The organism is Gordonia sp. UBA5067 (assembly GCF_002414845.1).
GTDB classification, from domain to species: Bacteria; Actinomycetota; Actinomycetes; order Mycobacteriales; family Mycobacteriaceae; genus Gordonia; species Gordonia defluvii.
This window is the reverse complement of record NZ_DIAX01000035.1, coordinates 1-25,741: the sequence shown is the minus strand read 5'-3', so window position 1 is coordinate 25,741 and position 25,741 is coordinate 1. Positions and strand designations below refer to the sequence as shown.

The 25,741-nt window shown below is 68.7% G+C and carries 28 protein-coding genes and 1 pseudogene; 22 read left to right on the top strand and 7 right to left on the bottom strand.

From position 1 onward, the window contains the following. Nucleotides 1-53 precede the first annotated feature (53 nt). Both fdxA and dapC read left to right on the top strand, forming a co-directional pair. The gene (fdxA, locus tag B4M62_RS05740) at nucleotides 54-380 is read left to right on the top strand and encodes a ferredoxin (protein WP_290706049.1); all 327 of its coding nucleotides are present in this window, start codon (nucleotides 54-56) and stop codon (nucleotides 378-380) included. Between the two features lie 5 nt (nucleotides 381-385). Continuing rightward, the gene (dapC, locus tag B4M62_RS05735) at nucleotides 386-1,495 is read left to right on the top strand and encodes a succinyldiaminopimelate transaminase (protein ID WP_290706016.1); all 1,110 of its coding nucleotides are present in this window, start codon (nucleotides 386-388) and stop codon (nucleotides 1,493-1,495) included. 50 nt (nucleotides 1,496-1,545) lie between these two features. Here dapC and dapD read toward each other — a convergent pair whose 3' ends face one another. After that, the gene (gene dapD, locus B4M62_RS05730; protein ID WP_290706015.1) at nucleotides 1,546-2,499 is read right to left on the bottom strand and encodes a 2,3,4,5-tetrahydropyridine-2,6-dicarboxylate N-succinyltransferase; all 954 of its coding nucleotides are present in this window, start codon (nucleotides 2,497-2,499) and stop codon (nucleotides 1,546-1,548) included. A gap of 63 nt (nucleotides 2,500-2,562) precedes the next feature. On the opposite strand from dapD, the gene B4M62_RS05725 reads away from it, so the two are divergent. The 12 genes from B4M62_RS05725 (at nucleotide 2,563) to glgC (ending at nucleotide 13,417) form a co-directional block, all read left to right on the top strand. Next, on the top strand, nucleotides 2,563-2,934 hold the full coding sequence (locus tag B4M62_RS05725) for a DUF485 domain-containing protein (RefSeq protein ID WP_290706014.1): 372 nt from the start codon (nucleotides 2,563-2,565) through the stop codon (nucleotides 2,932-2,934). Beyond that, entirely contained in the window at nucleotides 2,931-4,562 is a 1,632-nt protein-coding gene (locus B4M62_RS05720) for a solute symporter family protein (RefSeq protein WP_290706013.1), read from the top strand. The genes B4M62_RS05725 and B4M62_RS05720 overlap by 4 nt, the downstream gene beginning before the upstream one ends. 39 nt (nucleotides 4,563-4,601) lie before the next feature. After that, entirely contained in the window at nucleotides 4,602-5,711 is a 1,110-nt protein-coding gene (dapE, locus tag B4M62_RS05715) for a succinyl-diaminopimelate desuccinylase (protein WP_290706012.1), read from the top strand. 23 nt (nucleotides 5,712-5,734) lie between these two features. Further along, a complete protein-coding gene (locus B4M62_RS05710; protein ID WP_414651792.1) occupies nucleotides 5,735-6,493 on the top strand; it encodes a TIGR00730 family Rossman fold protein in 759 nt (252 codons plus the stop codon). Next, nucleotides 6,493-7,029, top strand: a complete 537-nt coding sequence (locus tag B4M62_RS05705; protein ID WP_290706011.1) for a TIGR00730 family Rossman fold protein — start codon at nucleotides 6,493-6,495, stop codon at nucleotides 7,027-7,029. The genes B4M62_RS05710 and B4M62_RS05705 overlap by 1 nt, the downstream gene beginning before the upstream one ends. A 36-nt stretch (nucleotides 7,030-7,065) precedes the next feature. Beyond that, nucleotides 7,066-8,847, top strand: coding sequence for a long-chain-acyl-CoA synthetase (locus B4M62_RS05700; RefSeq protein WP_290706010.1), 1,782 nt, complete (start codon nucleotides 7,066-7,068; stop codon nucleotides 8,845-8,847). Between the two features lie 96 nt (nucleotides 8,848-8,943). After that, the gene (gene folP / locus B4M62_RS05695; protein WP_414651794.1) at nucleotides 8,944-9,768 is read left to right on the top strand and encodes a dihydropteroate synthase; all 825 of its coding nucleotides are present in this window, start codon (nucleotides 8,944-8,946) and stop codon (nucleotides 9,766-9,768) included. Further along, nucleotides 9,765-10,700 (top strand): glucosyl-3-phosphoglycerate synthase, encoded by a 936-nt coding sequence (locus B4M62_RS05690; RefSeq protein ID WP_290706008.1) that lies wholly within the window; start codon nucleotides 9,765-9,767, stop codon nucleotides 10,698-10,700. Before folP ends, B4M62_RS05690 begins: the two co-directional genes overlap by 4 nt. Nucleotides 10,701-10,712: 12 nt before the next feature. Beyond that, on the top strand, nucleotides 10,713-11,036 hold the full coding sequence (locus B4M62_RS05685) for a DivIVA domain-containing protein (protein ID WP_290706007.1): 324 nt from the start codon (nucleotides 10,713-10,715) through the stop codon (nucleotides 11,034-11,036). A 69-nt stretch (nucleotides 11,037-11,105) separates the two neighbouring features. Next, the gene (locus B4M62_RS05680; protein ID WP_290706006.1) at nucleotides 11,106-11,273 is read left to right on the top strand and encodes a DUF3117 domain-containing protein; all 168 of its coding nucleotides are present in this window, start codon (nucleotides 11,106-11,108) and stop codon (nucleotides 11,271-11,273) included. A 17-nt stretch (nucleotides 11,274-11,290) separates the two neighbouring features. After that, nucleotides 11,291-12,166 (top strand): methyltransferase domain-containing protein, encoded by an 876-nt coding sequence (locus tag B4M62_RS05675; protein WP_290706005.1) that lies wholly within the window; start codon nucleotides 11,291-11,293, stop codon nucleotides 12,164-12,166. A 33-nt stretch (nucleotides 12,167-12,199) separates the two neighbouring features. Beyond that, entirely contained in the window at nucleotides 12,200-13,417 is a 1,218-nt protein-coding gene (gene glgC, locus B4M62_RS05670; RefSeq protein ID WP_290706004.1) for a glucose-1-phosphate adenylyltransferase, read from the top strand. Nucleotides 13,418-13,459: 42 nt separating this feature from the next. Here glgC and B4M62_RS05665 read toward each other — a convergent pair whose 3' ends face one another. Genes B4M62_RS05665 through cofD form a run of 3 tightly spaced genes read right to left on the bottom strand, consistent with a single transcriptional unit; the run spans nucleotide 13,460 to nucleotide 16,421 of the window. After that, nucleotides 13,460-14,041 carry an NUDIX hydrolase gene (locus tag B4M62_RS05665; protein ID WP_290706003.1) on the bottom strand — a complete coding sequence of 194 codons (582 nt, stop codon included), beginning with the start codon at nucleotides 14,039-14,041 and terminating at the stop codon, nucleotides 13,460-13,462. After that, nucleotides 14,038-15,387 carry a coenzyme F420-0:L-glutamate ligase gene (locus B4M62_RS05660; protein WP_290706047.1) on the bottom strand — a complete coding sequence of 450 codons (1,350 nt, stop codon included), beginning with the start codon at nucleotides 15,385-15,387 and terminating at the stop codon, nucleotides 14,038-14,040. The genes B4M62_RS05665 and B4M62_RS05660 overlap by 4 nt, the downstream gene beginning before the upstream one ends. Further along, nucleotides 15,387-16,421 carry a 2-phospho-L-lactate transferase gene (cofD, locus tag B4M62_RS05655; RefSeq protein WP_290706002.1) on the bottom strand — a complete coding sequence of 345 codons (1,035 nt, stop codon included), beginning with the start codon at nucleotides 16,419-16,421 and terminating at the stop codon, nucleotides 15,387-15,389. The genes B4M62_RS05660 and cofD overlap by 1 nt, the downstream gene beginning before the upstream one ends. A 462-nt stretch (nucleotides 16,422-16,883) precedes the next feature. Here cofD and B4M62_RS05650 point away from each other — a divergent pair, with 462 nt between their 5' ends. Further along, nucleotides 16,884-17,153, top strand: a complete 270-nt coding sequence (locus B4M62_RS05650) for a WhiB family transcriptional regulator (RefSeq protein ID WP_290706046.1) — start codon at nucleotides 16,884-16,886, stop codon at nucleotides 17,151-17,153. 26 nt (nucleotides 17,154-17,179) lie between these two features. Here B4M62_RS05650 and B4M62_RS05645 read toward each other — a convergent pair whose 3' ends face one another. Further along, nucleotides 17,180-17,635 carry a metallopeptidase family protein gene (locus B4M62_RS05645; RefSeq protein ID WP_290706045.1) on the bottom strand — a complete coding sequence of 152 codons (456 nt, stop codon included), beginning with the start codon at nucleotides 17,633-17,635 and terminating at the stop codon, nucleotides 17,180-17,182. A gap of 109 nt (nucleotides 17,636-17,744) precedes the next feature. Between B4M62_RS05645 and B4M62_RS05640 the strand changes: the two genes are divergently transcribed. From B4M62_RS05640 to manA, 3 genes are read left to right on the top strand one after another with little or no spacing between them, the layout of a single operon-like run. Continuing rightward, a complete protein-coding gene (locus tag B4M62_RS05640) occupies nucleotides 17,745-18,170 on the top strand; it encodes a DUF3499 domain-containing protein (RefSeq protein ID WP_290706001.1) in 426 nt (141 codons plus the stop codon). A 44-nt stretch (nucleotides 18,171-18,214) separates the two neighbouring features. Continuing rightward, nucleotides 18,215-19,318, top strand: a complete 1,104-nt coding sequence (locus B4M62_RS05635) for a hypothetical protein (protein ID WP_290706000.1) — start codon at nucleotides 18,215-18,217, stop codon at nucleotides 19,316-19,318. A 2-nt stretch (nucleotides 19,319-19,320) separates the two neighbouring features. After that, a complete protein-coding gene (gene manA / locus B4M62_RS05630) occupies nucleotides 19,321-20,556 on the top strand; it encodes a mannose-6-phosphate isomerase, class I (protein WP_290705999.1) in 1,236 nt (411 codons plus the stop codon). On the opposite strand, the gene B4M62_RS05625 is transcribed toward manA, so the two are convergent. Next, the gene (locus B4M62_RS05625; RefSeq protein ID WP_290705998.1) at nucleotides 20,532-22,070 is read right to left on the bottom strand and encodes a hypothetical protein; all 1,539 of its coding nucleotides are present in this window, start codon (nucleotides 22,068-22,070) and stop codon (nucleotides 20,532-20,534) included. The two genes, manA and B4M62_RS05625, sit on opposite strands and share 25 nt — an antisense overlap. A 214-nt stretch (nucleotides 22,071-22,284) precedes the next feature. On the opposite strand from B4M62_RS05625, the gene eccB reads away from it, so the two are divergent. Beyond that, nucleotides 22,285-23,700 (top strand): type VII secretion protein EccB, encoded by a 1,416-nt coding sequence (gene eccB, locus B4M62_RS05620; protein ID WP_290705997.1) that lies wholly within the window; start codon nucleotides 22,285-22,287, stop codon nucleotides 23,698-23,700. A gap of 12 nt (nucleotides 23,701-23,712) precedes the next feature. Here eccB and B4M62_RS05615 read toward each other — a convergent pair whose 3' ends face one another. After that, nucleotides 23,713-24,339: a TetR/AcrR family transcriptional regulator gene (locus B4M62_RS05615; protein ID WP_414651791.1), complete on the bottom strand. Its 627-nt coding sequence runs from the start codon at nucleotides 24,337-24,339 to the stop codon at nucleotides 23,713-23,715. Nucleotides 24,340-24,542: 203 nt separating this feature from the next. Here B4M62_RS05615 and nrdH point away from each other — a divergent pair, with 203 nt between their 5' ends. The 3 genes and pseudogenes from nrdH to B4M62_RS05600 all read left to right on the top strand — a co-directional run. Beyond that, nucleotides 24,543-24,782 (top strand): glutaredoxin-like protein NrdH, encoded by a 240-nt coding sequence (gene nrdH / locus B4M62_RS05610; protein ID WP_290705996.1) that lies wholly within the window; start codon nucleotides 24,543-24,545, stop codon nucleotides 24,780-24,782. 18 nt (nucleotides 24,783-24,800) lie between these two features. After that, nucleotides 24,801-25,298 carry a class Ib ribonucleoside-diphosphate reductase assembly flavoprotein NrdI gene (nrdI, locus tag B4M62_RS05605; RefSeq protein ID WP_290705995.1) on the top strand — a complete coding sequence of 166 codons (498 nt, stop codon included), beginning with the start codon at nucleotides 24,801-24,803 and terminating at the stop codon, nucleotides 25,296-25,298. Between the two features lie 54 nt (nucleotides 25,299-25,352). Further along, a pseudogene (locus tag B4M62_RS05600) lies at nucleotides 25,353-25,741 on the top strand (ribonucleotide-diphosphate reductase subunit alpha); the annotation flags it as partial.

The following is a 25,741-nucleotide window of genomic DNA, read 5'->3' as shown; positions in this document are numbered from 1 at the left end:
CGTGTGCGCCGATGACCGTTTCCGGCCTCGTTGCCGGCGTTAAGGAGACTGTGGTGACCTACATCATCGCCGAGCCCTGTGTGGACGTCCTGGACCGGGCGTGTGTCGAGGAATGCCCGGTGGACTGTATCTACGAGGGTGGCCGGATGCTCTACATCCAGCCCGACGAATGCGTCGACTGTGGTGCGTGCGAGCCGGTGTGCCCGGTCGAGGCCATCTTCTACGAGGACGACGTCCCTGACGAGTGGGTGCCGTACACCGCGGCCAACGTCGACTTCTTCGACGACCTCGGGTCGCCCGGGGGGGCGAGCAAGGTCGGCAAAGTCGACTACGACCCGCCGTTCATCAAGGCGCTGCCGCCCATGGGCGAAGAAGCGTAGCTCTGGTGATCAGCCGCCGGGACCGGGTCAGTGCGTCGTTGCCGGACTTTCCCTGGGACACGATCGCGGGTGCCCGCGCCACCGCGGCGGCCCATCCGGACGGGCTGGTGGACCTATCGGTCGGAACGCCCGTCGACCAGGTCGACCCGCTGATCCGCGCCGCCCTCGATGCGGCCGCCGGGTTTCCCGGCTACCCGACGACTGCGGGCACCCCCGAGTTGCGTGCGGCCGCGGCGGCGGCCCTGGTCCGGAGGTACGGCGCCGTCGGTCTCGGCGACGATCAGGTCTTGCCGGTCATCGGGACGAAGGAGGCCATCGCCGGGCTCTGCACGCAACTCGGGCTGGGGGGCGGCGACGCGGTCGTCATCCCGAAGGTCGCCTATCCGACCTACGAGGTGAGTGCGATCCTCGCCGGTGCCGCTGTTGTGCGCGCCGATGATTCGGGTACCGCTGATCGACCCGACGCGGCGGTGGTGTTCCTCAACTCGCCGTCGAACCCGACCGGTGCGGTCATGGGCGTCGAGCAGATGCGCGCGGTGCTGGCATGGGCCCGCGACCGGGGTGCCGTCGTCGTCTCCGACGAGTGCTATCTCGGCTTGGGGTGGGAGGTGGAACCCGTCTCGGTTCTCGACCCCCGAGTCTGCGATGGCGACGTCACCGGGCTCATCGCGGTTCACTCCCTGTCCAAGATCTCCAATCTCGCCTCGTATCGCGCGGGGTTCTTCGCCGGTGACGCCGGTCTGATCGCGGAATTGCTCGCCGTGCGCAAGCATTCCGGTCTGATGGTCCCGTTCCCGATCCAGGCCGCGATGACCGCGGCGCTGAACGATGATCGGCATGTCGGCGAACAAGCGGACCGGTACCGGGCGCGCCGCGCGGTCCTCAAGCCGGCGGTGATCGAGGCGGGCCTGCGGGTCGACGATTCCGCGGCGGGCCTGTACCTGTGGGCGACGCGGGACGAGGATGCGCGGGTCACCCACCATTGGCTGGCGCAGCGCGGCATCCTGGCCGCGCCCGGCGACTTCTACGGGCCCGCGGGTGCGACGCATGTGCGGATCGCCCTGACCGCCTCCGACGAGCAGATCGCGCAGGCTGCGCGCCGCTTACGCGGATAGGTCTCCAGGATCTGCCGGAGGCGGGGGAGACGGCGATCTGGCGGGCGCCCTCAGTTGTGTTTGTGCAGCGCCTCGTTGAGGGCGATGCCGTCGCCCTTCCACGGCACCACCTCCACGACACCGGTGGTGCTGTTGCGGCGAAACAGGATGTTCGAGGCCCCGGCAAGGTCGCGTGCCTTGACCTCGGTGCCGTCCGGGCCGACGACCTTGGTGCCGGCGGTGATGTACAGGCCCGCCTCGATCACACAGTCGTCGCCGAGCGGGATACCGCAGCCCGAGTTCGCGCCGAGCAGGCAGCGCTTGCCCAGCGCGATGATTTCTTTGCCGCCACCGGACAGGGTGCCCATCGTCGAGGCTCCGCCGCCGATGTCGGATCCCTCGCCGACCACGACGCCGGCGGAGATCCGGCCCTCGACCATCGAGTTGCCGAGCGTGCCGGCGTTGAAGTTGACGAAGCCCTCATGCATCACGGTCGTGCCCTCGGCGAGATGGGCGCCGAGGCGGACGCGGGCGGCATCACCGATGCGCACCCCGGCGGGAATGACGTAATCGACCATGCGCGGGAACTTGTCGATGGAGTAGACGGTGACCGCGCCGCGTGCGCGGAGCCGGGCGCGGACCTGTTCGAACCCATCGACCCGGCAGGGGCCGAAATTGGTCCACACGACATTGCTCAGAATGCCGAACTGTCCGTCGAGGTTGAGCCCGTGTGGCGCGACCAGGCGGTGGCTCAGCAGGTGCAGGCGCAAGTAGACGTCGTAGGCGTCGACCGGGGGTGACGAGAGGTCGGCGATGGCGGTTCGGACCGCGATTGTCCGGACGCCGCGGTCGGCGTCGGAACCGATGAGTCGGGCAAGGTCGGCGGGAGTGTCCGCGTCGGCGAGCAGGGCGGTTCCCGAGGCCGGGGCGACGCCGATCTCGGGCTCGGGGAACCACGCGTCTAGGACGGTGTCGTCGTCGGTGAGGGTGGCGATTCCGGTTGCGAAAGCTCCGTGGTTGGTCACGGCCGGAATCCTACCCGCGGGCCGCTCGGTTGTGATTGGCTGCTACCGGTAGGAGGTAGGAAAATGACCACACCCGATCATCAGCCGAAAGCACCCGCGCCGACCGGTGCCGAGTTCCTTTTGGCAGCCGCCAGTCCCGAGTTCAACGCCCTGCGAACCACGCTGTATCGATTCATCTTTCCGATGACCGCATTCTTCGTCATCTGGTATGCGACCTATGCCCTGCTTGGCGCATTTGCGCACGACTTCATGGCCAAGCAGGTGTGGGGGAACATCAACGTCGGCCTCGTGCTGGGGCTCTTGCAGTTCGTCACCACGTTCGCCATCACCGGGCTCTACGTCCGCTTCGCCGATCGCAAGCTCGACCCGGCCGCCGAGATCGTCCGAAAGAACTTCGCCGACGGCGTCTACGACCACTCAGGAGACGTGCAGTGACCACCGACTTCGTCGCCGCTTCGGGCGTCGGCAACCCAATCGTCAACATCTCGATCTTCGTTGCCTTCGTGGCGATCACGCTCTTCGTGGTGATCCGCGTCAGCGGTAACAACAAGTCCGCATCGCAGTTCTTCACCGGTGGCAGCTCGTTCTCCGGACCGCAGAACGGCATCGCCATCGCCGGCGACTATCTTTCTGCGGCAAGCTTTCTCGGCATCGCGGGCGCCATCGCCCTGTACGGGTACGACGGCTTCCTATACTCGATCGGCTTCCTCGTCGCCTGGCTCGTGGCCCTGCTGCTGGTCGCCGAACTCTTGCGCAACACCGGCCGCTTCACCATGGCCGACGTCCTGAGCTTCCGGCTCCAGCAGCGTCCCGTCCGCACCGCCGCGGCGATCTCGACGCTCACCGTCTCGCTGTTCTATCTGCTCGCGCAGATGGCCGGGGCCGGTGGGCTCGTGGCGCTGCTCCTCGACATCTCATCGCGGACCGGCCAGTCGATCGTGATCGCGGTGGTCGGCGTGCTGATGATCATCTACGTCCTCATCGGCGGCATGAAGGGCACCACCTGGGTGCAGATCATCAAAGCCGTTCTCCTGATCACCGGCGCGGCCGTCATGACGATCATCGTGCTCGCCAAGGTGGGTCTGAACGTCTCGGACCTGATCGGCCAGGCGCAGTCCGCTATCGCCGGGTCGGCCGACAAGACAGTCGCCGCCCGCGACGTGATGGCACCCGGCGCCAAGTACGGCGCCACGATGATGACCAAGGTCGACTTCCTCTCGCTGGCGATCGCGCTCGTTCTCGGCACCGCGGGCCTGCCGCACGTGCTGATGCGCTTCTATACCGTCCCGACCGCCAAAGAGGCTCGCCGCTCCGTCGTGTGGGCCATCGTCCTGATCGGCGCCTTCTATGTGTTCACGCTGATCCTGGGCTACGGTGCGGCCGCTCTCGTCGGCCCGGACAAGATCCTCGCCGCCGCCGGCAAGGAGAATGCGGCGGCGCCGCTGCTGGCGCTGGAACTCGGCGGCACCGTGCTACTCGGCGTCATTTCCGCCGTCGCGTTTGCGACCATCCTGGCCGTGGTGGCCGGACTCGCGATCACGGCGTCGGCGTCGTTTGCGCATGATATCTACGCCAGCGTCATCAAGCGCGGGTACTGCAGCGGCGAGGAACAGGTCCGTGTCTCGCGCATCACCGTCGTCGTCCTCGGCATCCTCGGCATCATCCTGGGGATCCTGGCCAACGGCCAGAACATCGCGTTCTTGGTTGCGCTGGCCTTCGCCGTCGCGGCGTCGGCGAACCTGCCCACGATCCTGTACTCGTTGTACTGGCGCCGGTTCAACACCCGGGGCGCACTGTGGAGCATGTACGGCGGACTGGCGTCGTCGATCATCCTGATCGTGTTCTCCCCGGCGGTATCGGGAAGCAAGACCTCGATGATTCCCGGGGCGGATTTCCACTGGTTCCCGTTGCAGAATCCCGGTCTGGTGTCGATTCCGCTGGCGTTCCTGCTGGGGATCGTCGGCACGCTCACCTCGGCGGAGCGCGGCGATCCGGCACTCAACGCCGAAATGCAGGTCCGCTCGCTCACCGGGGTCGGTGCCGACGGCGCCATCGCGCACTAGCGGCCGCCGGAGCCTGCCGGCCCCGGTACGGTGAGCACCATGGTTCTGGACCTTCGCGCCGATCCCGCGGTGCTCACCGCAGCGCTCATCGACATTCCCAGCGAGTCGCACGACGAGTCGGCGATCGCCGACGCGGTGGAGGCGGCACTGCGCGAGCAGACCGCCGGATTCGAGGTCCGGCGGCACGGCAACCGGGTACTCGCCCGCACCGCGCTGGGGCGCGATCGGCGCGTGCTGCTGGCCGGTCACCTCGATACGGTGCCGATCGCCGGCAACGTGCCGCACCGGTGGGACTCCGGTGCGGGCGTCATCCACGGCTGCGGCAGCGTGGACATGAAATCGGGCGATGCGGTGTTCCTGCATCTCGCCGCCACGCTGACCGACCTGCGGCACGACGTGACCCTGGTCTTCTACGACTGTGAGGAGATCGCGGCGGAGTACAACGGGCTCGGCGTGATCGAGGCGGAGTTGCCGGACTGGCTGGACGCCGACGTCGCGATCTTGGGGGAGCCCACCGGCGGACTCATCGAAGCGGGCTGCCAGGGGACGCTGCGCGTCCGGGTGAGCGTCCACGGCGCGCGCGCACACACTGCGCGGTCCTGGATGGGGGACAATGCGATTCATCGGCTCGCCGGCCTGCTCGGCACCCTCGATGGGTACGTGCCGCGTCGTGTCGACATCGACGGGTGCGAATACCGCGAAGGGCTGCAGGCCGTCGCGGTGACCGGTGGTGTCGCCGGAAATGTCGTGCCCGATCGGGCGAGCGTCGACATCAACTTCCGCTTTGCTCCCGACCGCAGCACCGCGCAGGCGCTGGCCCATGTGCGCGAGGTGATCGACGGTGCGCCGGGCAGTACGGAGTTCGACGTCGAACTCACGGATTCGGCGGGCGGCGCACTACCGGGTCTGTCGCATCCGGCGGCGGCCGAACTCGTCGCCGCCGCCGACCACAAGTTCCGGGCCAAGTACGGCTGGACCGACGTGTCCCGGTTCGCGGCGCGCGGGACTCCGGCGGTCAACTTCGGACCCGGCGATCCCAGCCTCGCCCACCGTCGCGACGAGCATGTTCCCGTCGAACAGATCCACGCGGTGCACCGGGTGTTGCGTGGGTACCTGTCCGGAGCATCGGATGCGGGGGAATCGTTGTGACCGGCCGGGATTCAGGTGGGGAAGTGGCAGCGGGCAGATACATCGGCCCCACCTGGGTCTGTGCGGACCCGGCCGATCTGGCGCTCACCTCGGATCGCCGGCTGCTGAACCGGCGACCGCCCCGCACCACGGCGGAATTGAGCCAGCTCAAGATCGACGATTCCTGGCGCGTCCTGCGGATTCAATCGGAGTTCGTGTCCGGGTTCGATGCGCTCCTACACGTCGAGGACGCAGTGACCGTATTCGGGTCCGCCCGGACGCCGCTGGGCAGTGATGCGTACGAACTCGGCGTCGCGCTGGGCCGTGCTATCGGGGCGGCCGGCTACGCGGTTGTCACCGGTGGCGGTCCGGGCAGCATGGAATCGGTCAACCGCGGTGCCCGGCAAGCCGGTGCGCGCTCCATCGGGCTCGGCATCGAGCTGCCGTTCGAGCAGTCGCTCAACCCATTCATCGACATCGGCATCAACTTCCGCTACTTCTTCGTCCGAAAGACCATGTTCGTCAAGTATGCGCAGGCCTTCGTCTGTCTGCCCGGCGGATTCGGCACGCTGGACGAGTTGTTCGAGGCCCTGACCCTGGTGCAGACGCACAAAGTGACCCAGTTTCCGATCGTGCTGGTCGGCACCGACTTCTGGGGCGGGCTGGTGGAGTGGATCAGCACCAGGCTGGTCGGCGAAGGCATGATCGCCGCCACCGATGTCGGCCTGATCAGCGTCGTCGACACCCCGGATCAGGTGGTCGCCGTACTCGAGGCGTCACGAGCAGCGCGGGCCGACCCGTAGTGGCGGCGATCTGTGTCTATTGCGCGTCCGGGCCGGTGCCCCGCCGATTCCTTGACCTCGCGGCAGAACTGGGGTCGGCACTCGCCGCGGCCGGACACACGGTGGTCAGCGGCGGCGGCAACGTGTCGATGATGGGCTCGCTGGCCACGGCCGCCCGCGCCGCCGGCGGCACGACGGTGGGAATCATCCCCGGCCACCTCGTCGCCCGCGAGGCCGCCGACACCGACAGCGATGAGCTTGTCATCACCGATACCATGCGCGAGCGCAAACGCCTGATGGAGGCGCGGGCCGATGGCTTCATCACCCTGCCCGGCGGAATCGGGACACTTGAGGAGCTGTTCGAGACATGGACCGGCGGGTTCCTCGGCGAGCATGACAAGCCGGTGGTCTTGCTCGACGCGGATGGCTTCTACCAGCCGCTGTTGCGCTGGTTCGACAGTCTGCGCGACGACGGGTTCGTCGCCGCGGCGGCCATGGACCGGCTCCAGGTGACCGGATCGGTGGCCGATGCTGTGACACTCGTTACCCAACAGTAGGATCTTCCGGTAACTATCGACGAGGGAGGGGCGGCAATGGCGAACAGTGCTGCGTTCAAGAAGGTCAGGCTCTTCGATCTGGCCAAGGGGGTGGCGGACATGGTTCCGTCAGCACCGCTGATGCTGCGGCACGCGCCGGGACTGATCCACCGGCCGGCCGATGCCCGCAGGACCATCGGGAGTGTGTTCGCGCACCACGCCGGCAAACATCCGGAGCGGCCGTTCGTCCGCTTCGAGGGCGCCACCACCACCTACGGCCAGGCGAATGCCATCGTCAATCGCTACGCGAACCAGCTTGCCGCCGACGGGGTCGGAGTCGGCGATGTCGTGGGCATCCTCGGCAAGAATTCGCCGACACTGCTGTATCTGACGCTGGCGACGGTCAAGATCGGTGCGATCGCCGGGATGTTGAACTACAACCAGCACGGTGCGATCGCCGATCACTCGGTGAAGCTCCTCGGGGCGAAAGCCCTCGTCTACGATCCCGAGGTCACCGAGACCTTCGAGTCGATCTCCCCCGAACTGCTGCCCCCGCACACTTACGACTACGCCGCCTTCGACGCCGCCTGTGCGACCCGGCCGGCGACCAACCCGGCGGTCACCGAGACGTTGCCGGCGTCGACCAATGCCTTCTACATCTTCACCTCCGGCACCACCGGCCTGCCCAAGGCGAGTGTGATGAGCCACAACCGGTGGCTGGCCAACATGTCGGGCATCGGTGGCATGGCCGTGCGACTGCGCAGCTCGGACACGATGTACATTCCGCTGCCGCTCTACCACAACAACGCCTTGTCGGTATCGCTCGGCGCTGTGCTCGCCGCGGGCGCGTCGGTGGCGATCGCCAAGCAGTTCTCGGCGTCGCGCTTCTGGGACGACATCGTCCTGAACCGTGCGACGGCCTTCTGCTACATCGGCGAATTGTGTCGCTACCTGCTCGCCCAGCCGCCCAAGCCGACCGACCGCAGCCATGGCGTCCGCTTGGCCGTCGGCAACGGCATGCGCCCGGAGATCTGGGATGAATTCTCGTCGCGATTCGGCATCAAGCGCATCGTCGAGTTCTACGGCGCGAGCGAGCTGAACCTCGCATTCGTGAACGCGTTCACGGTCTCGAAGACGGCGGGCTTCTGTCCGCTGCCGTTCAAGGTCGTGGACTACGACCAGGAGACCGGCGAGCCGAAGCGCGATGCCGCCGGGCGGCTGCGGGCGAAGCGCAAAGGGGAGCCGGGACTGCTGATCGCCGAGATCAGCGACCGGGTGCCCCTGGATGGCTACACTGACCCCTCGGCGACCGAGAAGAAGATCATCCGCGACGGCTTCAAGAACGGCGACGCCTGGTTCAACTCCGGTGACTTGGTCCGCGAAGTGGGGTGGGGCCACATCGCGTTCGTCGACCGGCTCGGCGACACCTTCCGCTGGAAGGGCGAGAATGTGGCCACCACCGAGGTTGAGGGTGCCCTCGACGCCGATCCGAGCGTCGAACAGTCGGTCGTCTACGGTGTCGCGGTGTCCGGCTGCGACGGAAAGGCCGGGATGGCGGCCGTCACCCTGGCGGACGGCCGACAGTTCGACGGGCAGGCCCTGGCGGAGCGTCTCTACGAGACGCTGCCGCCCTACGCGGTGCCGCTGTTCGTGCGCATCGTCGGCGCGGTCGAGGCCACGTCGACTTTCAAGAACCGCAAGGTCGACCTGCGCGACGAGGCCTTCACCGAGATCGGGAATGACCCGCTGTATGTGCTGCGTGGGCGCGCCGAGGGGTTCGTCGCGGCCTACGACGGCTATGTGGCCGACGTCGCCGCAGCACAAGCCCCCCGCGGCTGAGCGGCGCGTGGCAGCGCACCCGGTAGCGTGGGTGCGGTGACAACGACCCCGACGACGCTGTGCGGGCGGCCGGTCGCGCATGATCGGGCGCTGGTCATGGCGATTGTCAACCGCACCCCGGACTCCTTCTACGATCGAGGCGCCAGTTTCGCCGACGACGCCGCCCGCCGCCGGGTCGAGCAGGTGGTCGCTGAAGGCGCCGACATCATCGACATCGGCGGGGTGAAGGCGGGGCCGGGTGAACTCGTCGATGCCGGTGCCGAGGCCGACCGGGTCGTGCCGTTCACCGCGTGGGTGCGCGCGGAATTCCCCGACATCGTGATCAGCATCGACACGTGGCGCGCCGCAGTCGCCGACGAGGCGTGCGAGGCGGGCGCCGACCTCATCAACGACACCTGGGCCGGAGCCGACCCGGAACTGATGGCGGTTGCGGCGCGCCGCGGCGCGGGACTGGTGTGCTCGCACACCGGTGGCGCGGCCCCGCGCACCCGGCCGCATCGGGTCCGCTACGGCGACGACCCAGACGCGGTCGTCGACGCCGTCGTCGAGGAGTTGTCGTCGGCGGCAGCGCGGGCCGCCGTGCACGGCGTCCGCGCCGACGGGATCATTATCGACCCGACGCATGACTTCGGAAAGAATACCCACCATGGTCTGGCCTTGCTGCGCCATCTCGACCGGCTCGTCGCGACCGGCCATCCGGTGCTGATGGCGTTGAGCAACAAGGACTTCATCGGCGAAACGCTGGGCGTGGACCTCGGCGATCGGCTCGACGGCACGCTGGCCGCCACCGCGCTGGCCGCCGAGCACGGCGCAGCGATCTTCCGTGCCCACGAGGTGGCGGCAACCAGGCGAGTCGTGGAGATGGTCGCCGCGATCACCGGTCGGCGAGCGCCGGTGCGCACGATCCGGGGTCTGGCGTGACCGGGGCGCTGCCCGCCGCCGTGCCGGGTCGGCCCATCGCCACCTGGGACCGGCCGGCCTGGACCGTCGCGGAGTTGGTCGCGGCCAAGGGTGGGCGCACCGTTGCGGTGGTGCTGCCCGCGCTCAACGAGGCCGACACCGTCGCCGGCGTCATCGAATCGATCATGCCGCTGGTCGGCGGTCTGGTCGACGATCTGGTCGTTCTCGATTCCGGGTCCACCGACGACACCGCCGGGGTGGCGCAGGCGGCCGGGGCCCGCGTGGTCAGCCGCGAGCAGGCACTGCCCCAGGTGCCGCCGGTCGACGGCAAGGGCGAGGTGCTCTGGCGGTCGATCGCCGCCACCACCGCCGACATCATCGTCTTCATCGATGCCGACCTGGTCTCGCCCGATCCCATGTTCGTGCCGAAGCTCGTCGGACCGATCCTGACCTGCGCCGGAGTTGAGCTGGTGAAGGGCTACTACCGGCGGCCGTGGCGCACCGCGGCACAGCACCTGGAGGATGGTGGCGGGCGCGTCACCGAACTGGTTGCGCGGCCCCTCCTCGCGGCGCTGCGGCCAGAGCTGTCGCACGTCGTCCAACCGCTGGGCGGCGAGTACGCCGGGACCCGGGCATTGTTGTCGTCGCTCCCGTTCGCACCCGGGTACGGCGTCGAAGTCGGGTTACTCATCGACACCCACGAGACGCGCGGCCCGGCGGCCATCGGGCAGGTCAACCTGGGGGTGCGGATGCACCGGCACCGACCACTCACCGAGTTGGGGGTGATGAGTCGCCAGATCGTCGGGACACTTCTGCGGCGCTGTGGAATCGATGACTCGTTGGCGCCGCTGGTGCAATTCGCGGCGGCCACAGACGGGTCGTTCGCCACCCAGGTCACCGAGGTCGTGCTCGCCGACCGGCCGCCGATGGCCTCGATTCGACGGGAGGACTGATCGACTGTGTGGATGATCGTGAGCTATGCGGCCGGCCTGATGCTGGTGGCCGGACTGCTGTTCGTCGTGGTGTGGTTCGTCTTCGGCCGGGGCGAGGATCTCACCGCCGCGGGCGACGACCTGACCGTCACCGAGTTGCCGCGCGCCGGGATCGCCGGGGACGATGTCCGCGGGGTGCGCTTCGCCCTCGTCTTCCGCGGATACAAGCAGTCCGAAGTCGATTGGACGCTGGAAAAGCTGGCTCGTGAGATCGACGAATTGCGGTCGGTTGCCGCCGCACTGCGCGAGCGGTCCGACTCGGGGGAGAGCGGTCCGGCGCCCAGGTCGGACGGCTGAGGGCCTGTGCAGTCACCGCCGGTGACCAGGTATGATGAAGCGGATCGAAAACTTGGAGGGAGTTGCACGATGGCGGCGATGAAGCCACGTACCGGAGATGGCCCGATGGAAGCAGCCAAGGAGGGCCGGGGGATCGTAGTGCGCATCCCGATCGAAGGTGGCGGACGCCTCGTGGTCGAGTTGACGCCCGATGAGGCGGCCGCGCTCGGCGAAGAGTTGCGCGGAGTGGCCGGCTGACGCCACCCCAGAAGCTCGTGGGTCCGGGCGCCGCACTCGACCAGGTGATGAGTGCGTTGCACTGTCCGGTGTGTGCGGCGTCGCTGGGCCGAATCGGGCCGCAGGCGCCCATTCTCGGTTGTGCGGCCGGGCACCGTTTCGATATCGCGCGGCAGGGCTATGTCTCCCTGCTCAGCGGACGGTCGACCGGCCGTTCATCCGATACCGCCGAGATGATCGCCGCGCGCCGTGCCGCGCTTGCGACCGCGCCATACCGGGCGCTGCGGACCGCCGTCGCCGAGGCCGTCGCGCAGGTGCTGCGAGGCAGTGCCGCGCCACTGATCGTCGACGCCGGCTGCGGCACCGGCGACTACCTGGCGACCTGTCTGGACGTCTATCCCGATGCCCGCGGGATCGGTCTGGACCTGTCGAAGTACGCGGCCCGGGCCACGGCGACGAGTCATCCGCGCGCGGGTGCGGTGGTGGCCGATCTGTGGCAGCCGTGGCCGCTGGCCGATGGCTGCGCCGATGTTGTCCTGGCGGTGTTCGCACCGCGTGGCTTCGAGGAGGCGCGACGTATCCTGCTACCCGGCGGACTGCTTGTCGCGGTGACTCCGCAGGCCGACCATCTGCGCGAACTGATCGAGCCGATGGGGATGCTGGGCGTGGCGCCGGGCAAGCGCGAACGACTAGCGGCCGAACTGGGGGAGGTGGGGTTCTCCACGATATCCACCAGCAGCGTGCAGCGCCGCGACGAGTGGGGTCGCGACGACCTTGTGAATGTGGTGGCCATGGGGCCGAGTGCGTTTCACACCGACGCCGCCCGGTTGCGCGATCGCGCCGAGAAGCTGTGTGACGCCGACGCCACCTGCGCGGTGACGCTGGCGGTGGACATCACTGTCGCGCTCTCCTAAGCGGCTGGCGGCCGCCTGCGTTAGGTTTAAGAGGTGAGAGCAGCGCCACACATCCTGGGAATCGTGCTCGCCGGCGGCGAGGGCAAGCGCCTGTTCCCCCTCACCGCGGATCGTGCGAAGCCCGCGGTTCCGTTCGGCGGGACGTACCGCCTGATCGACTTCGTGCTGTCCAACCTGGTCAACGGCGGCTGCGAACGGATCTGCGTGCTGACGCAGTACAAGTCGCATTCGCTCGACCGGCACATCGCCCAGACCTGGTGGTCGAGCGGCTTTCACGGCGAATACATCACCTCGGTGCCCGCGCAGCAGCGATTGGGCAAGCGCTGGTTTACCGGCAGCGCCGATGCGATCTTGCAGTCGCTGAACCTCGTTTACGATGAGGACCCCGACTACCTGGTCGTGTTCGGTGCCGATCACGTATATCGCATGGACCCGGCGCAGATGGTGGCGGCTCACATCGAGTCCGGCGCCGGGGCCACCGTCGCGGCGATCCGGGTACCGCGTGGCGAGGCATCGTCGCTGGGCTGCATCGACGCCGACGAATCGGGGCAGATCACCCGGTTTGTGGAGAAGCCCGCCGATCCGCCCGCCGTCGCCGACGACCCGGCGGTGACCCTGGCGTCGATGGGCAACTACGTGTTCACGACCGAGGCGCTCATCGAGGCGTTGCGGCGCGATTCCGCCGACGAGGACTCCCAGCACGATATGGGCGGCAATATCATCCCGGCGTTCGTCGAGCGGGGCGATGCGGCCGTCTACGACTTCCGCGACAACGACGTGCCCGGGGCGACCGACCGCGACCGCGGCTATTGGCGAGACGTCGGGACGATTGACGCCTTCTTCGACGCCCACATGGACCTGGTGTCCCCGAACCCGGTGTTCACCCTGTACAACCGCCGGTGGCCGATCCGGGGTGAGACGTCCAACCTGCCGCCGGCGAAGTTCATCGGCGGTGGTTCGGTGCAGAACTCAGTGGTCGGCGCCGGCTCCATCGTCAAGGCGACGGCGGTCAGTGGATCGGTGATCTCCACCGACGTGGTGATCGAGGCCGGCGCCGTCGTGCAGAACTGTGTGGTGATGCCGGGTGCACGAATCAATTCTGGTGCCGTGGTTCGCAATGCGATTCTCGATAAGAACGTGGTCGTCTCGGCGGAGGCGCAACTCGGCGTCGACCTCACGCGCGACCGGGAGCGCTACTCGGTGAGCGAAGGCGGCGTCGTCACGATCGGCAAGGGTGTCGTCGTCGGCTGAGACGGCGACAGGGCTGGCGACCGACTGCCGGATCGAAACGGGTTACGGCGACGTTTGCCACGACGGCGCAGCGATTGCGCGAATCCGGCGGATGGCGACGTCGACGAGGGCCGCCAATTCACTGTTGGGTAGCCGGTCCAGCGGCCACCACCGCAAGTCCAACGACTCGTCGCTGCACACGATGGTGGGCAACGAACCATCCGGTGTCGGTGGTGCCACTGCGGCGAAACGGACGTCGAGGTGGCGGGTGGGCACCCCGAGTGAACAGGTGATCGGGTGCGTGTGCAGGTGGACCGGCCCGGGTACCAGCTGCAGTGCGTCGATACCGGACTCCTCGACGGCCTCGCGCAGCGCGGCCGCCTCGATAGACGGATCGTCGGGCTCACAGTGGCCGCCCAGCTGCACCCATTTGCCGACCCGGGGATGCAGGGTGAGCAGCACATGCGAAACGGCGGCGTCGACGACGAGCGCCGAGGCGGTGATGTGCCCGGGCGCGTGGGCGCGCAAGCACCCGTCGGCGGCCGAGTCGAGGAACGCGAGGTAGGTGTGGCGCAGCCCGTCCTGCTCGGGATCGTCGAGGGCCCACGCGATCAATGCCGCCCGGGTCGTGGCATGCACGCTCACAGCTCCACCACCAGCCCGGCCGGCTCCGGCGGGGTTCGGGGCGGTGTGTTCGAACCGTCGTCGGGGCGGTCGGGCAGATAGCCGATGGCGATGGCGCCCAGCGGCTCCCAGTGCTCGGCGAGGCCCAGTTGTGCGCGTACGACGCCGGCCGCGAAAATCGTCGAACCGATCCAGCAGCTGCCGATGTCCCGCGCCGACAGCGCTACCAGCAGCAGCCCGACCGCCGCGCCGGATGCGACGGTGAACATGGTGTGCTCGGCGGCGTTGCGGCGCTCGTCGGGGTAGGTGTGGGCGCCGTCGGGAACCAGGAACGGGATCACGACTTCCGGTGCGTCATAGAGGATTTGGCCGCGACGGACACGGCTGTCGATGGATTCGGCGGTTTTGTCGTCCCCACGCAGGTCGGTGCGCCACGCCTGGGCCATGGCGTCGAGGAGAGCGACGCGGCGCGCCGGGTCGCGCAACCAGACAAACCGTACCGGGTGGGTGTGGTGTGGTGCGGGGGCGGTGAGGGCCTCGGCCAGGGCGGCCCGCATCAGGGTGGGCTCGACCGGCTCGGTGTCGAATGCGCGCACCGACCGGCGGGTCAGCACGGCCTCCCGGCGCCCCTGCGCGACGGCGAGATCGGTACCGAGCCGGAACAGGTCCTCCGTCGCCGGCCGGACCAGGTCGGCGGCGCAACTGCCGTCGTCGACCCCGGCCAGCCCGCGCACGAGGGCAGCGGCCACCCCGTCGAGTTTGCCCTTTACCAGGTCGGCGGCGGCGGCGATCTCGTCCGCCACGGCGATCTCGGTAACGATCAGCTCGTTGCCGTGCGCGTCGCGCCTGCCTTCGTAACTATGGCTGACCGGCCGGCCGGCCGACCCGATCGCCACATCGGTCTGTCCGATGCGCCACGCGCGGCCCATCGTGTCGGTGATGATGACTGCGACGTCGAACCCGGCCGCGGCGAATGCGGCTCGTGCCGTTGCGGCACTGCGGTCCGGGTCGCGCGGCAGCAGGGCCAGTTCGTCGGCGGCCACGTTTGATCCGTCCACGCCGGCGGCGGCCTGAATCAGGCCATAGGCGTTCTCGGTGATCAGGGTGCGGTTCTTGCGCGCCACGATGCGCACCGACTCCTCGTCGACGAGTCGTCGGCGCAGGGCGTCGCGCGCGGCCGGGTCGGCGGGCGCGGGCACCATCCGGCCCTCCGACTTGGAGAAGACCTTTGAGGTGATGACGACGACGTCGCCATCGCGCAGTTCGGCTGCGTCGAGGATGGCCGCGGCAACGTCCATCTCGGGCCCAAACTCCGGCAGCCCGGTGATCGGAATGATCTCGACCCGGCCGGGGGCGCGGTGGTCCATCACGCCGGTCCGGCGAGCGCAGGGGTGTCGACACCGACCAGGGCGCACGCGGCCCGGACCATTCGCGCGGTGGCCCGCGGGTCGCTCATCAGCAGCGGCGCGGTGCCGACGGCGATGCCGTCGATCGACGCGGAGTCACCGTCGGCGATGAGCCACCCATCGAGAAGGCCGGCGTTGCTGCGTGCCCCGTAGTGCTCGGCGATCGCCTCGGCAGTGGTCGCCACGCCGATTACCGATAGGCACTCGTCGGCCATCCCGCGTAGCGGCTTGTTGTCGATGACGGGGCTGATTCCCACGATCGGCGCCCGTGCCGTGCGCAGTGCGGCACGCATTCCATTGACTGACAGGATTGCCCCGATGCTGACGACCGGGTTGCTGGGTGCGAACAGGATCACGTCGGCGTCGGACACGGCTTGGGCGGCCTGCGCGGTCAGCGTCGCGTTGTTGCTTCCCACCTGGGCGAAGCCGGTTGTCGCTATCTGGGCGCGGTAGCGCACCCACCACTCCTGGAAATGGATGGCGCGCTGCGCGCCGTCGGGCGGGTCGACGACCACGTGGGTCTCGTGCCGTTCATCGGTGACGGGCAACAGCCGCACCCCCGGGTTCCACCGCCGACACAGTGCCGCCGTGACATCGGTCAACCGGTAGCCGGCCTCGAGCATCTGCGTGCGGATCAGGTGGGTGGCCAGATCGCGGTCGCCGAGGCCGAACCAGTCGGGGTCGGCGCCGTAGGCGGCGAGCTCTTCCTTCGCATGCCACGTCTCGTTCCGCCGCCCCCAGGCGCGTTCTTCGTCGATGCCGCCGCCGAGCGTATACATGCAGGTGTCGAGATCGGGGCAGATCCGAACGCCATGCATCCAGGCATCGTCGCCGACGTTGACGACGGCGCTGACGGTATGCTGCGGATCGTTATCCCGCGGTTCGTCGCGGGGTGGGGAAGTGGCATCGGGGAACGGGGAGCGGCCGAGCAACTCGCGCACTCCGAGTAGCAGGCGCGCGCCGCCGACGCCGCCGACGAGGACAGTGACCTTCACGAGGGTCCACTGTAGTGGGCACCGAATCGGGTGTGACCAATGCCAATCCCTTAACCCCGTGTCGAGGCGGTGGATCTCGAATCGAAAGTGATATAGGCGCGTTTTTGTGGTTCGGCTTGACCTGGACGATGGTCCGAGTGTCTAATCACATCAGTGTCATTTGCGGATTTGAATTATGGCATCAGCGGACGTGAATTGCCTTGAGGCACAGCACTTTCGACCATATGTTCGAATTCGACGGTTGGGATCGGCTACCGGAGGGCGGCGCCGAGCCGAACGGGACGCGACGACAAGCACATTCGGGCACGCGGCGGCCAGCGGTGGTGTGGCCGCCGGACCACAACGCTGAGGCGACAACGAGAAGGAGACGCAGAGATGGGAATTGAGAACCCGCTGGGCGACGACTCGTCTGTATACGGCATTCCGACGAGCACTGCCGGCACCGTTCGATCGGGTGCTCGAATGCACCTGTCGGTGGTGCCGGACGATTTCGACGCGCTGTTCGATGAACTGGAAGAGACTTGGCAGGAGCGGGCACTGTGTGCCCAGACCGACCCGGAGGCATTCTTTCCCGAGAAGGGCGGCTCCACCCGCGAGGCAAAGCGCATCTGCTCGGGCTGTGAAGTCAAGCCGGAATGCCTCGAGTACGCCCTGCACAAGGACGAGCGATTCGGGATCTGGGGCGGACTTTCTGAGCGCGAGCGCCGCCGTCTCAAACGCGGCATCATCTGACTACGGCCGGAACCCGGTTCCGCAGATCACAACGGTCCGTTCTCGACCGTTTCTTCATCGAGGCCGAGATAGGTCGCGATCTGTTCGATGAGGACCTCGCGCACCAGATCAGCGAGATCGTAGCGATCATTCGAGCGGATCTCCAGCGGGCGCCGGAAGATCACGATTTGAGCACGAGTCCAGTTGCCCGCGTTGTCGACTGCCGCCGGAATGAGTCGTGCCAGCGGGACCGCGCGATCGGCGGACACCTCCGCCGGCCACTGCACCGAGGTGGGATCGATCGGGAGCATGCGCGGAACGTCGTCGACGGCGATATTGAGGTCGCGCAATTGGTCGTGCCACTTTGCGTCGATCTCCGCGAGCGCGTCGATCACGACGTTGTCGAATTCATCGGCGCGCGACGTCCACGCCGGCACCGACTGTGGCAGCAACGGAGAACGCAGGCCGCGAGAGCGTCGGTCCCGGGCCCGCCGGGCACGCATGGATTCCGGTCGCACACCGATGAGTGTAGGTCGGGGGCGAAGCGGGCGCCCGCGCCCCGGTTCGGTGTGTCGTGCGCCCGGTCGCACACGGGGCGGCTAATCTGACACCGTGACCAATCACCGTCAGTGTTCGCGCCCGGCGTGTTCGCGCCCGTCCGTGGCGACGCTGACCTACGACTACGGCGGGTCGACAGCTGTGATCGGTCCGCTGGCGCGCGCCGCCGAACCCCACTCGTGGGACTTGTGCGCCCTGCACGCCGACCGGATCACGGTTCCGCGCGGCTGGGAGATTATGCGGAGTTCGAGCGGGTTCAGCGTGCCCAGCGAAGAGCAAGAGCTCACCGCGCTCGCCGAGGCGGTCCGCGAATCAGTGGCCGTCGGATCCGAACCGCTCGACGCGTTCGACGATCTTCCACCGCGCCGCCGCGGATCGGGCTCACTGGCCGTTCCCGGATCAGCGGGCGAATCCGCCTCGTCGGTGCGCCCGCGCCCGGGTCGGCGCGGGCACCTGCGGGTCCTTCCCGACGTCGACTGAGCCGCCCCGGTCCGCCGCCGAACGCGGATGGATACCCTAGAGGCATGCGCACCACAGGGGTGGACCTCGACGACCCGAGTAGTCTGCTCGACGCCGACGTCGACGGACTGCTTCATCTCGCCGCCCGTGCCGGCGCGCAGGTCCGTGCCACGGCCGAGACCGTTCGCGAGGGGGTCGCCGAGCCCCTCGCCACGCTGCGCCCGCGAAGCGTGATCATCGTGACCGGTGGATCGGTCGCCGCGGCCCAGTCCGCGCGATTCGTCATCGCCCATGCCGCGGCGCGGTTGGATGTGCCGCTGGTCGCGGCGTCGGCGTTGCCGGGCTGGATCGGTCCACTCGACGTGGTCGTCCTGGTCGGCGACGATGCCGGTGACCGTGCACTGGCCGATGCTGCGTCGCGTGCGACGCGACGCCACGCCGAGGTCGTCGTCGTAGCGCCGATCGAGGGTCCGCTGGCCAGCGCGCTGGCAGGGCGGGGCATCGACCTGTCGCCGCGGGTGGTCGTGCCCGAACAGTTCCGCTTCGCCGGGCACGTCGCCGCTTTGATCGCCGTGTGCCAGGGACTCGCGCAGGTTCGCTACGTCGCCGGCGATCTCGATCTGGACCTGCTCGCCGATGCGCTCGACGCTGAGGCTGCGCGTAACCATCCGTCGCACGACACCTATGGCGCGCCGGCCAAGGCGCTGGCCGAGAAGTTCGGTGGTGCGGCGCCGGTGTTCAGCGGCGACAGCCCGGCCGGTGACGCGCTTGCCGCGCGCACCGCGAGCACGCTGTTCGCCGTCGGCGGGGTGGTCAGCAGTGCCGTAGACCTGGCGTCGGCGCTGACGCGACTGCTGCGCGATCGTGGCGGCGCGCCGGTGGACACGGTCTTTCACGACCCGCAGATCGACGGTCCGTTGTCGCCGCGCGCCCAATTGTTCGTAGTCAGCACCCCCGCTCATCAGTGGCTGGCCCGTCGTCGCGTGGCGGCATTGCCCGGTGCCGAGGTGCTCGTCGGATCGGCTCCCAATGGACCGGTCGATCGGCAGGACGAACCGGCCGGGCCGCCCCCCGGGGACGAGGGCGCCGCCGGTCTGGTCTCGTACCTGGTCCTCGCCGCCCGGCTGGAAATGGCAGCGGTGTACGCCAACCTGTTGGGAGCGCGGTAGCAGTGCGCCTACTGGAAGGACTGGTGCGCCCATACGCCTGGGGGTCACGCACGGCCATCGCCACCATTCGCGGGCGGCGCACACCATCGGCGCACCCCGAGGCGGAACTGTGGTTCGGGGCTCACCCGGCCGGGCAGTCGCAGTGTCTGGCCGATGCCGATCACCCGGCGCGCAGTCTGCTGGCCGAGATCGAGGCCGATCCGCCAGCCGCACTCGGGCCGGCGGTGATCGACGAGTTCGGCGTTCGATTGCCCTACCTGCTGAAGGTGCTCGCTGCCGACGAGCCGCTCTCGCTGCAAGCACATCCGAGTGCCGAGCAGGCGGCCGAGGGCTTCACGCGGGAGAACGCGGCGGGCATCCGGATCGACTCGCCCGAACGGAACTACCGGGACCGGTGGCACAAACCCGAAGTGGTGCTCGCGATGACGCCGTTCGATGCGCTCGCCGGATTTCGTGATCCGGCGCGCACTGTTGACCTGCTGCGCGAACTGTCGTTGCCCGCGCTGGATCCGTACCTGGGCATGATCGCCGGGCAACCGGACTGTGACGGGTTGCGTGCTCTATTCACCACCTGGATCACCCTGCCCGAAGCCGTTCTCGCCAGCCTGGTGCCGGCCGTCATCGATGCGGCGGTGGCGGTGGCCGCCGGCGGAGAGTCGGAATTCGGCGCCGAACTGCGCACTCTGCTCGAACTCGGCGAGGCGTATCCGCGCGACCCCGGGGTCCTGGCCTCGCTGCTGCTCAACCGCATCCACCTGAACCCCGGCGAGGCGCTGTACCTCGCCGCCGGGAACCTGCACGCCTATCTGCGGGGCACGGCCGTCGAGGTCATGGCGAATTCCGACAACGTCTTGCGCGGCGGGCTGACACCGAAGCACATCGACGTTCCGGAATTGCTGCGCGTTCTGGACTTCACTCCCGTGTCGCCCGCGCAATTGTCGCCGACTGAGTCGGTCCTGGGGGCCGAACGAATCTACACCACGCCGGCCCCCGAGTTCCGGCTGTCGCGAGTCGACCTGGACGGCACCGGTATGCACCTTCCGGCGACCATCTCCTTCGACATGCCGGGGCCGCAAATATTGGCGGTGACTGCCGGCCGCATCGACGTGCGCGGCGGCGGCACGGTGGTCACCGCTGATTCCGGGCAGGCGGTGTGGCTGGCCGATGCCGACCCGGACGTGATCGTCGCGGCCGCATCGTCCAAGGCCACCTTCTACCGGGCCCGCGTACCGGGGTAGCCGGGCGCGAGCACCTCGACCAGCGTGCGCTCGGAGTCGGACGCGACGCCGACGAGTTCGAAGTGTGCGGTGCCGATCTGGACGTCGATCCGCGCCGGATCGGTGTGCGACCCGCAGATGCGGGCCCAGGGGGCCGCTGCGGGAGGAACCTCGGTCCGCGCCGCTGCCCGCAGCTGAACGCGCAGCGACTCGTCGTCGGATGACTCGTCGACGAGGTCGATGTCGACGAGGGCGGTCGGTGCCCCGGGATGGACGGCATCGAGCGCGAGAACACCCGGATCGTCGACGATGTCGAGCAGGCGGGCCCACCGCTGGGGTGCGCCGGTGTGCACGCTGATCGCGGCACCGCCGGCGATGCACCGCTGGATTAGCAGCCCGATGAGCTGGACGTCGCCGTCGATCGCGGTGGGCCGGTGGCCGACGGACGCAAGCGGCACGGTCACGGCGCGACCGGCCGCATCGGCGCCGACGAGCACACCGTCGTCACCGAGGGGAAAACGCCAGTCGCGCAATGCTTTCGGGTGGGCGGGCAGGCCCGGCAGCTGGGTGAGCCCGACCCCCCCGGCCGGGAGTCGGTCCCGCAATGCAGTGCCTTGACGGCCCTCGAGTGGGTCGATCGCGGCCGGTGCCGACCGCAGCGTGCGCCCGGCATCGGGGACTTCGGTCACCCCGAACAGGCCGTGGAGGACCGGGGCGGCGGCCGGCCCCGATAGCCGCAACAGTGTCGTCGTGGACACGGCGTGATCGGCGGCGGCGGTGCGCAGGGTCGCCGCGGTCGCCGCCGGGCGGAGCGCGAAGGTCCGCCACGTGGTGGGGCCGGCCGATACCCGGGAGGGCGACACCTCGGCGACCAGCCGGGCGCCGGACCCCAGCCGGGCGCCGGACCCCGACCGGTCGGCGGACAGGAGGCGGGGGCCGAGGACGTGGTCGGTGTACTCGGCGATGCCAGCGGCGGTCAGGATGGTCGGGCGGAGTCGGCGCGCGGCGAGTAGCGCAGCGAGGCGTCGGGTCAGGGTCGCCGCCGTGCGCAGCACCCCCACCGCGGCATCGCCACCGTCCGGCGGCCGCGGGTGCGATGCGGGTAGGCGCAGGATGACGACGACCCGCCTGGTGCTGGCGATCGGCAATGCGCCCAAGGTCGACCGATACGCGGCGGCCACGGGTCCGGCCCCGCAGTAGCGGTGCTCGGTGACCGCGAGGTCGACAATCGCCGGTAGGGGACACGACTGCCGAAACCCTTGCAGCACAGTGAGATCCACTACCGAATCTTCACCGATCACCGCGATCGGCCCGGTGGGTCCGTGGCGACGGGCCACGGGTCGAGCCGGTTCGAGTTGCACCGCGGTGACCGTGGTGTCGCCGGCCCAGCGGACGCCGACCGGCTGGGCGCCGGTCAGGTTTGGGTCCGCCCATCCGGGGATGTCGAAGGACCCCGGCGGAGTCAGGTCGGCGGCGACTCGATCGGTGTTGGTGCGAGTGGTGTTGGCTCGATTGGCGACAAATGAGAAGGGCACAGCGATTCCCCCGATTCGGTGCGTGTGCGCGATGAGGCCCCCCGGCCACGCGCAGGTGCGACGCTAACGCACGATTCCGGCGGGGGCGGCGCGTTCTGTCCAATTGGCCCCACCGACTGGGTGGTGCATGCGAAGGTGTGGTCGGTGCCGGTGTGTCACGCGGCCGATCCGGGGGGATCGGGCCGCGCCGGTGCCAGTCGGAGGGTGGGGACCGATGGTCAGACAGTTGACGACGCGCGCCCAGGTGAGCGGCTATCGCTTCCTGTTGCAGCGCGCCGAGCACGCCCTGGTGCGCCGGGACGCACGAATGCTGCATGATCCGATGCGGCTGCAACGCCAGTCGATCATGGTCGGCCTCGTCGTGGCGATTCTGGTCGCCGCGGGCGCCGGGGTGTACGGGCTGATCCGGCCGGTCGGCTCGGTCGCGGACGCGCCGATCGTCCTGAACCGCTCCGACGGTGGGCTCTACGTCGTCGTCGACCACACCGCGCACCCGGTGCTCAATCTTGCGTCGGCGCGGCTGATAGCGCAGACCCCGGCGGTACCGAAGGAGGTGTCGGCCGCGGCCCTGCGCGACCTGCCGAGGGGGCCGACCCTGGGGATCATCGGTGCACCCAACGCGCTGGGTGGGGGATCGTCGGCGACCTGGCGGGTGTGCGACGTCGCCACGGCCGACGGCGACGCGCCGGGCCGGACGGCGGTCATCATCGGGGATGACGGCGGCGCGGCGGAGTCCGGGGCGGGTGACCACGGCGGGCTCTTCGCCGTCGTCGACGGCCGGCAGTACTTGGTGTACCGGCTCGGTACGGGCAGCGAGGCCCGCACGGTGCGGGCTCGCGTCGACGCCGGCGACGCACCTGTTCGGCGTGCGCTACGGCTGGAGGGCGCCGTGCCCCGTCAACTGTCGGCGGGGCTGGTCAACGCCATCGAAGAGGTTGCGCCGCTGGCGATCCCCGTCATTCCCGCGGCCGGGCGGCCCGGAGCGCTGGGCTTGCCGGTGGGGGCGGTGTTCGCGGTGCGCGCGCTCGATGGCCGCGCCGAACACTACGTCGCCCTTGCCGACGGCGTACAGCCGGTCTCCGCGGTTGCCGCGGAAATACTGCGCCTGGCGGGTGATCCGTCGTCGACGAGTGTGCCGACGGTGTCACCCGCCCGTGCGGCGGCGGTGCCAATCGTGGCCGCGCTTGCCACCGCACACTTTCCGGCACGCATTCCGCGGCTGCTCACCGTTGCCGACGCCCCGGTGATCTGCCAGCGCTGGTATCGGCCGGCGGGCGCGCCGGCCGCCACCGTCGTGCTCCTGGGCGGTCACCGGATTCCGGGTGGGCGGCCGATCGTTCCGGTTGGCGCCGACGGTTCGGGGCCCGCCGTCGACGAGATCGTCATCGCGCCGGGAACCACCTATGACGTACGGGTCACCGGCATCGACCCACGGAGCCCGCGCCGTCATTCGCGGTTCATCGTCGGCGACACCGGGATCCGCTATTCGGTGGCCGACGATGTGACGGCGACCACCCTCGGACTGGGGGAGCCGGGGCTCGCGCCGTGGCCGATCCTGGGTCTTTTGCCCGCGGGCCCGGATTTGTCTCGTGCCCGGGCGCTCGTCGCGCACGGCGGATTCGAGCAGTAGTCCACCGTGCTGTCAGTCGTCGGCTCCCAGCAATGAGATAACCATCTGCTCCCACTGCTGCACGATTTCGTCACCGGTGAGTCCCTCGGCCTCGGTGAGGAAGCGGGCGGCATCGGCCTGCAGTGGTGCCTCGATCGCCAGGGCGGTGACCTCTGGGCGCGCGACGCCCAGTTCGGTGAGCAGCATGCGCACGTGGATGGTCGAGGTCATCATCACCGGCATGGTGAAGCGCTGGATCACATCGGGGGCGATCGCCTCGGCGAGAATGTCGCGGTGGGCGAGGGTGTGCTCGAGTCGAGCCCGGCCATAGGCGAGTAGGCGGGTGAGCGGCGGTCCCCCCGGACCCAATGGGGGTGGGCCGAAGAGGAACCCCTGCTGCAGGATTCGTTCATCGTGGTCGACCAGTGCCCGCATCAGCCCGGTGCGGCTGCCGAATCTCCGAAAGACGGTGCCCTTGCCCACCCCGGCCGCCCGGGCCACCTCGTCCATCGTGACCGCGGCCGCGCCATGCAGGGCGACCAGGCGGGCTGCCGCATCGAGCAGCTTGGCCCGGTTCTGGGCTGCGTCGGCGCGTTCATCGCGCTGCGCCAGCAGGTCGTTACCCACCAGCGGAAGCCCGCCGAATTCGCCACTGTCCACGTGATGAGGGTAGCCGGTGGGGCGGGCCGCCCGGACGACACGCCGAACAGGCCGGGACACGCCGATGGCTGGCGCTCCGGAAAGGCCGCGACCAGCGAGTTTCATGAATGTAATTCACAACTTCTAGTGTTGGCTGGCAATGTCAGACACAAGGTGTAGTGTTCAGGACACCTAAACGACATCGATGAGATTCGGAGCTGCTGATGGCTATCACCGTCTACACCAAGCCGGCTTGCGTGCAGTGCAATGCGACCTACAAGGCGCTCGACAAGGCCGGTGTGGAGTACGAAGTCATCGACATCGCCGACGACTCCGAGGCCCGCGACTACGTGATGGCGCTCGGCTACCTGCAGGCTCCCGTCGTCGTTGCTGGGGACGAGCACTGGTCGGGCTTTCGCCCCGACCGCATCAAGGCCCTGGTGGCCGCCGCCGCCACCGCCTGATCGAGTACGGAGCGGGTCGTGTCGCTGTCGATCGTCTACTTCTCATCGGTGTCGGAGAACACGCACCGATTTGTGGAGAAGTTGCGAGTGCCGGCGCCGGGAGCGTTGGCGAGCGGGCCGAATCTGGTGCCGGCGCGACGGATCCCGGTCCACCGTGAGTCGTCCCTGACTGTCGACGAGCCGTATGTGTTGATCACCCCGACCTACGGCGGAGGACGGAGCGAGACCGCGGTGGGCGGGGGCTACGTGCCCAAACAGGTTATTCGCTTCCTCAACGATCCGCATAACCGCTCACTGATCCGCGGGGTGATCGCCGCTGGCAACACCAACTTCGGCGAGGAGTACGGCATGGCAGGGGAGATCATCGCCGCGAAGTGCCGGGTGCCTTACCTCTATCGATTCGAACTCAGGGGTACCGCCGATGATGTGGAGCGCGTCCGCGTCGGCTTGGCCGAGTTCGCGTGTTCTACCGAGCGGACGCTCCCGTGTTCTACCGAGCAGCTGCTGGCGACCTAGTCGCCGGGCCAACTGCAATCCTCTATCCAGATCGCACCACCAGGAGTGTCTATCGTGTCGACCACTACCTCAGAAACCGCATCGGCCAGCCAGTCGGGTATCCACCCGGGTCCGGCGGGGCACGATCCGGGCGAGCTGGATTACCACGCGCTCAACGCGATGCTCAATCTGTACGACGCCGACGGGAAGATTCAGTTCGAGAAGGACCGGGAGGCCGCGAACCAGTACTTTCTGCAGCACGTCAACCAGAACACCGTCTTCTTCCACGACCTCGACGAGAAGCTGGACTACCTGGTCGCGGAGAACTACTACGAGCCCGAGGTGCTCGAACGCTACGGTCGCGATTTCGTGAAGGAGCTCTTTGGTTACGCGTACTCCAAGAAGTTCCGGTTCCCGACTTTCCTCGGGGCGTTCAAGTACTACACGAGCTATACGCTGAAGAC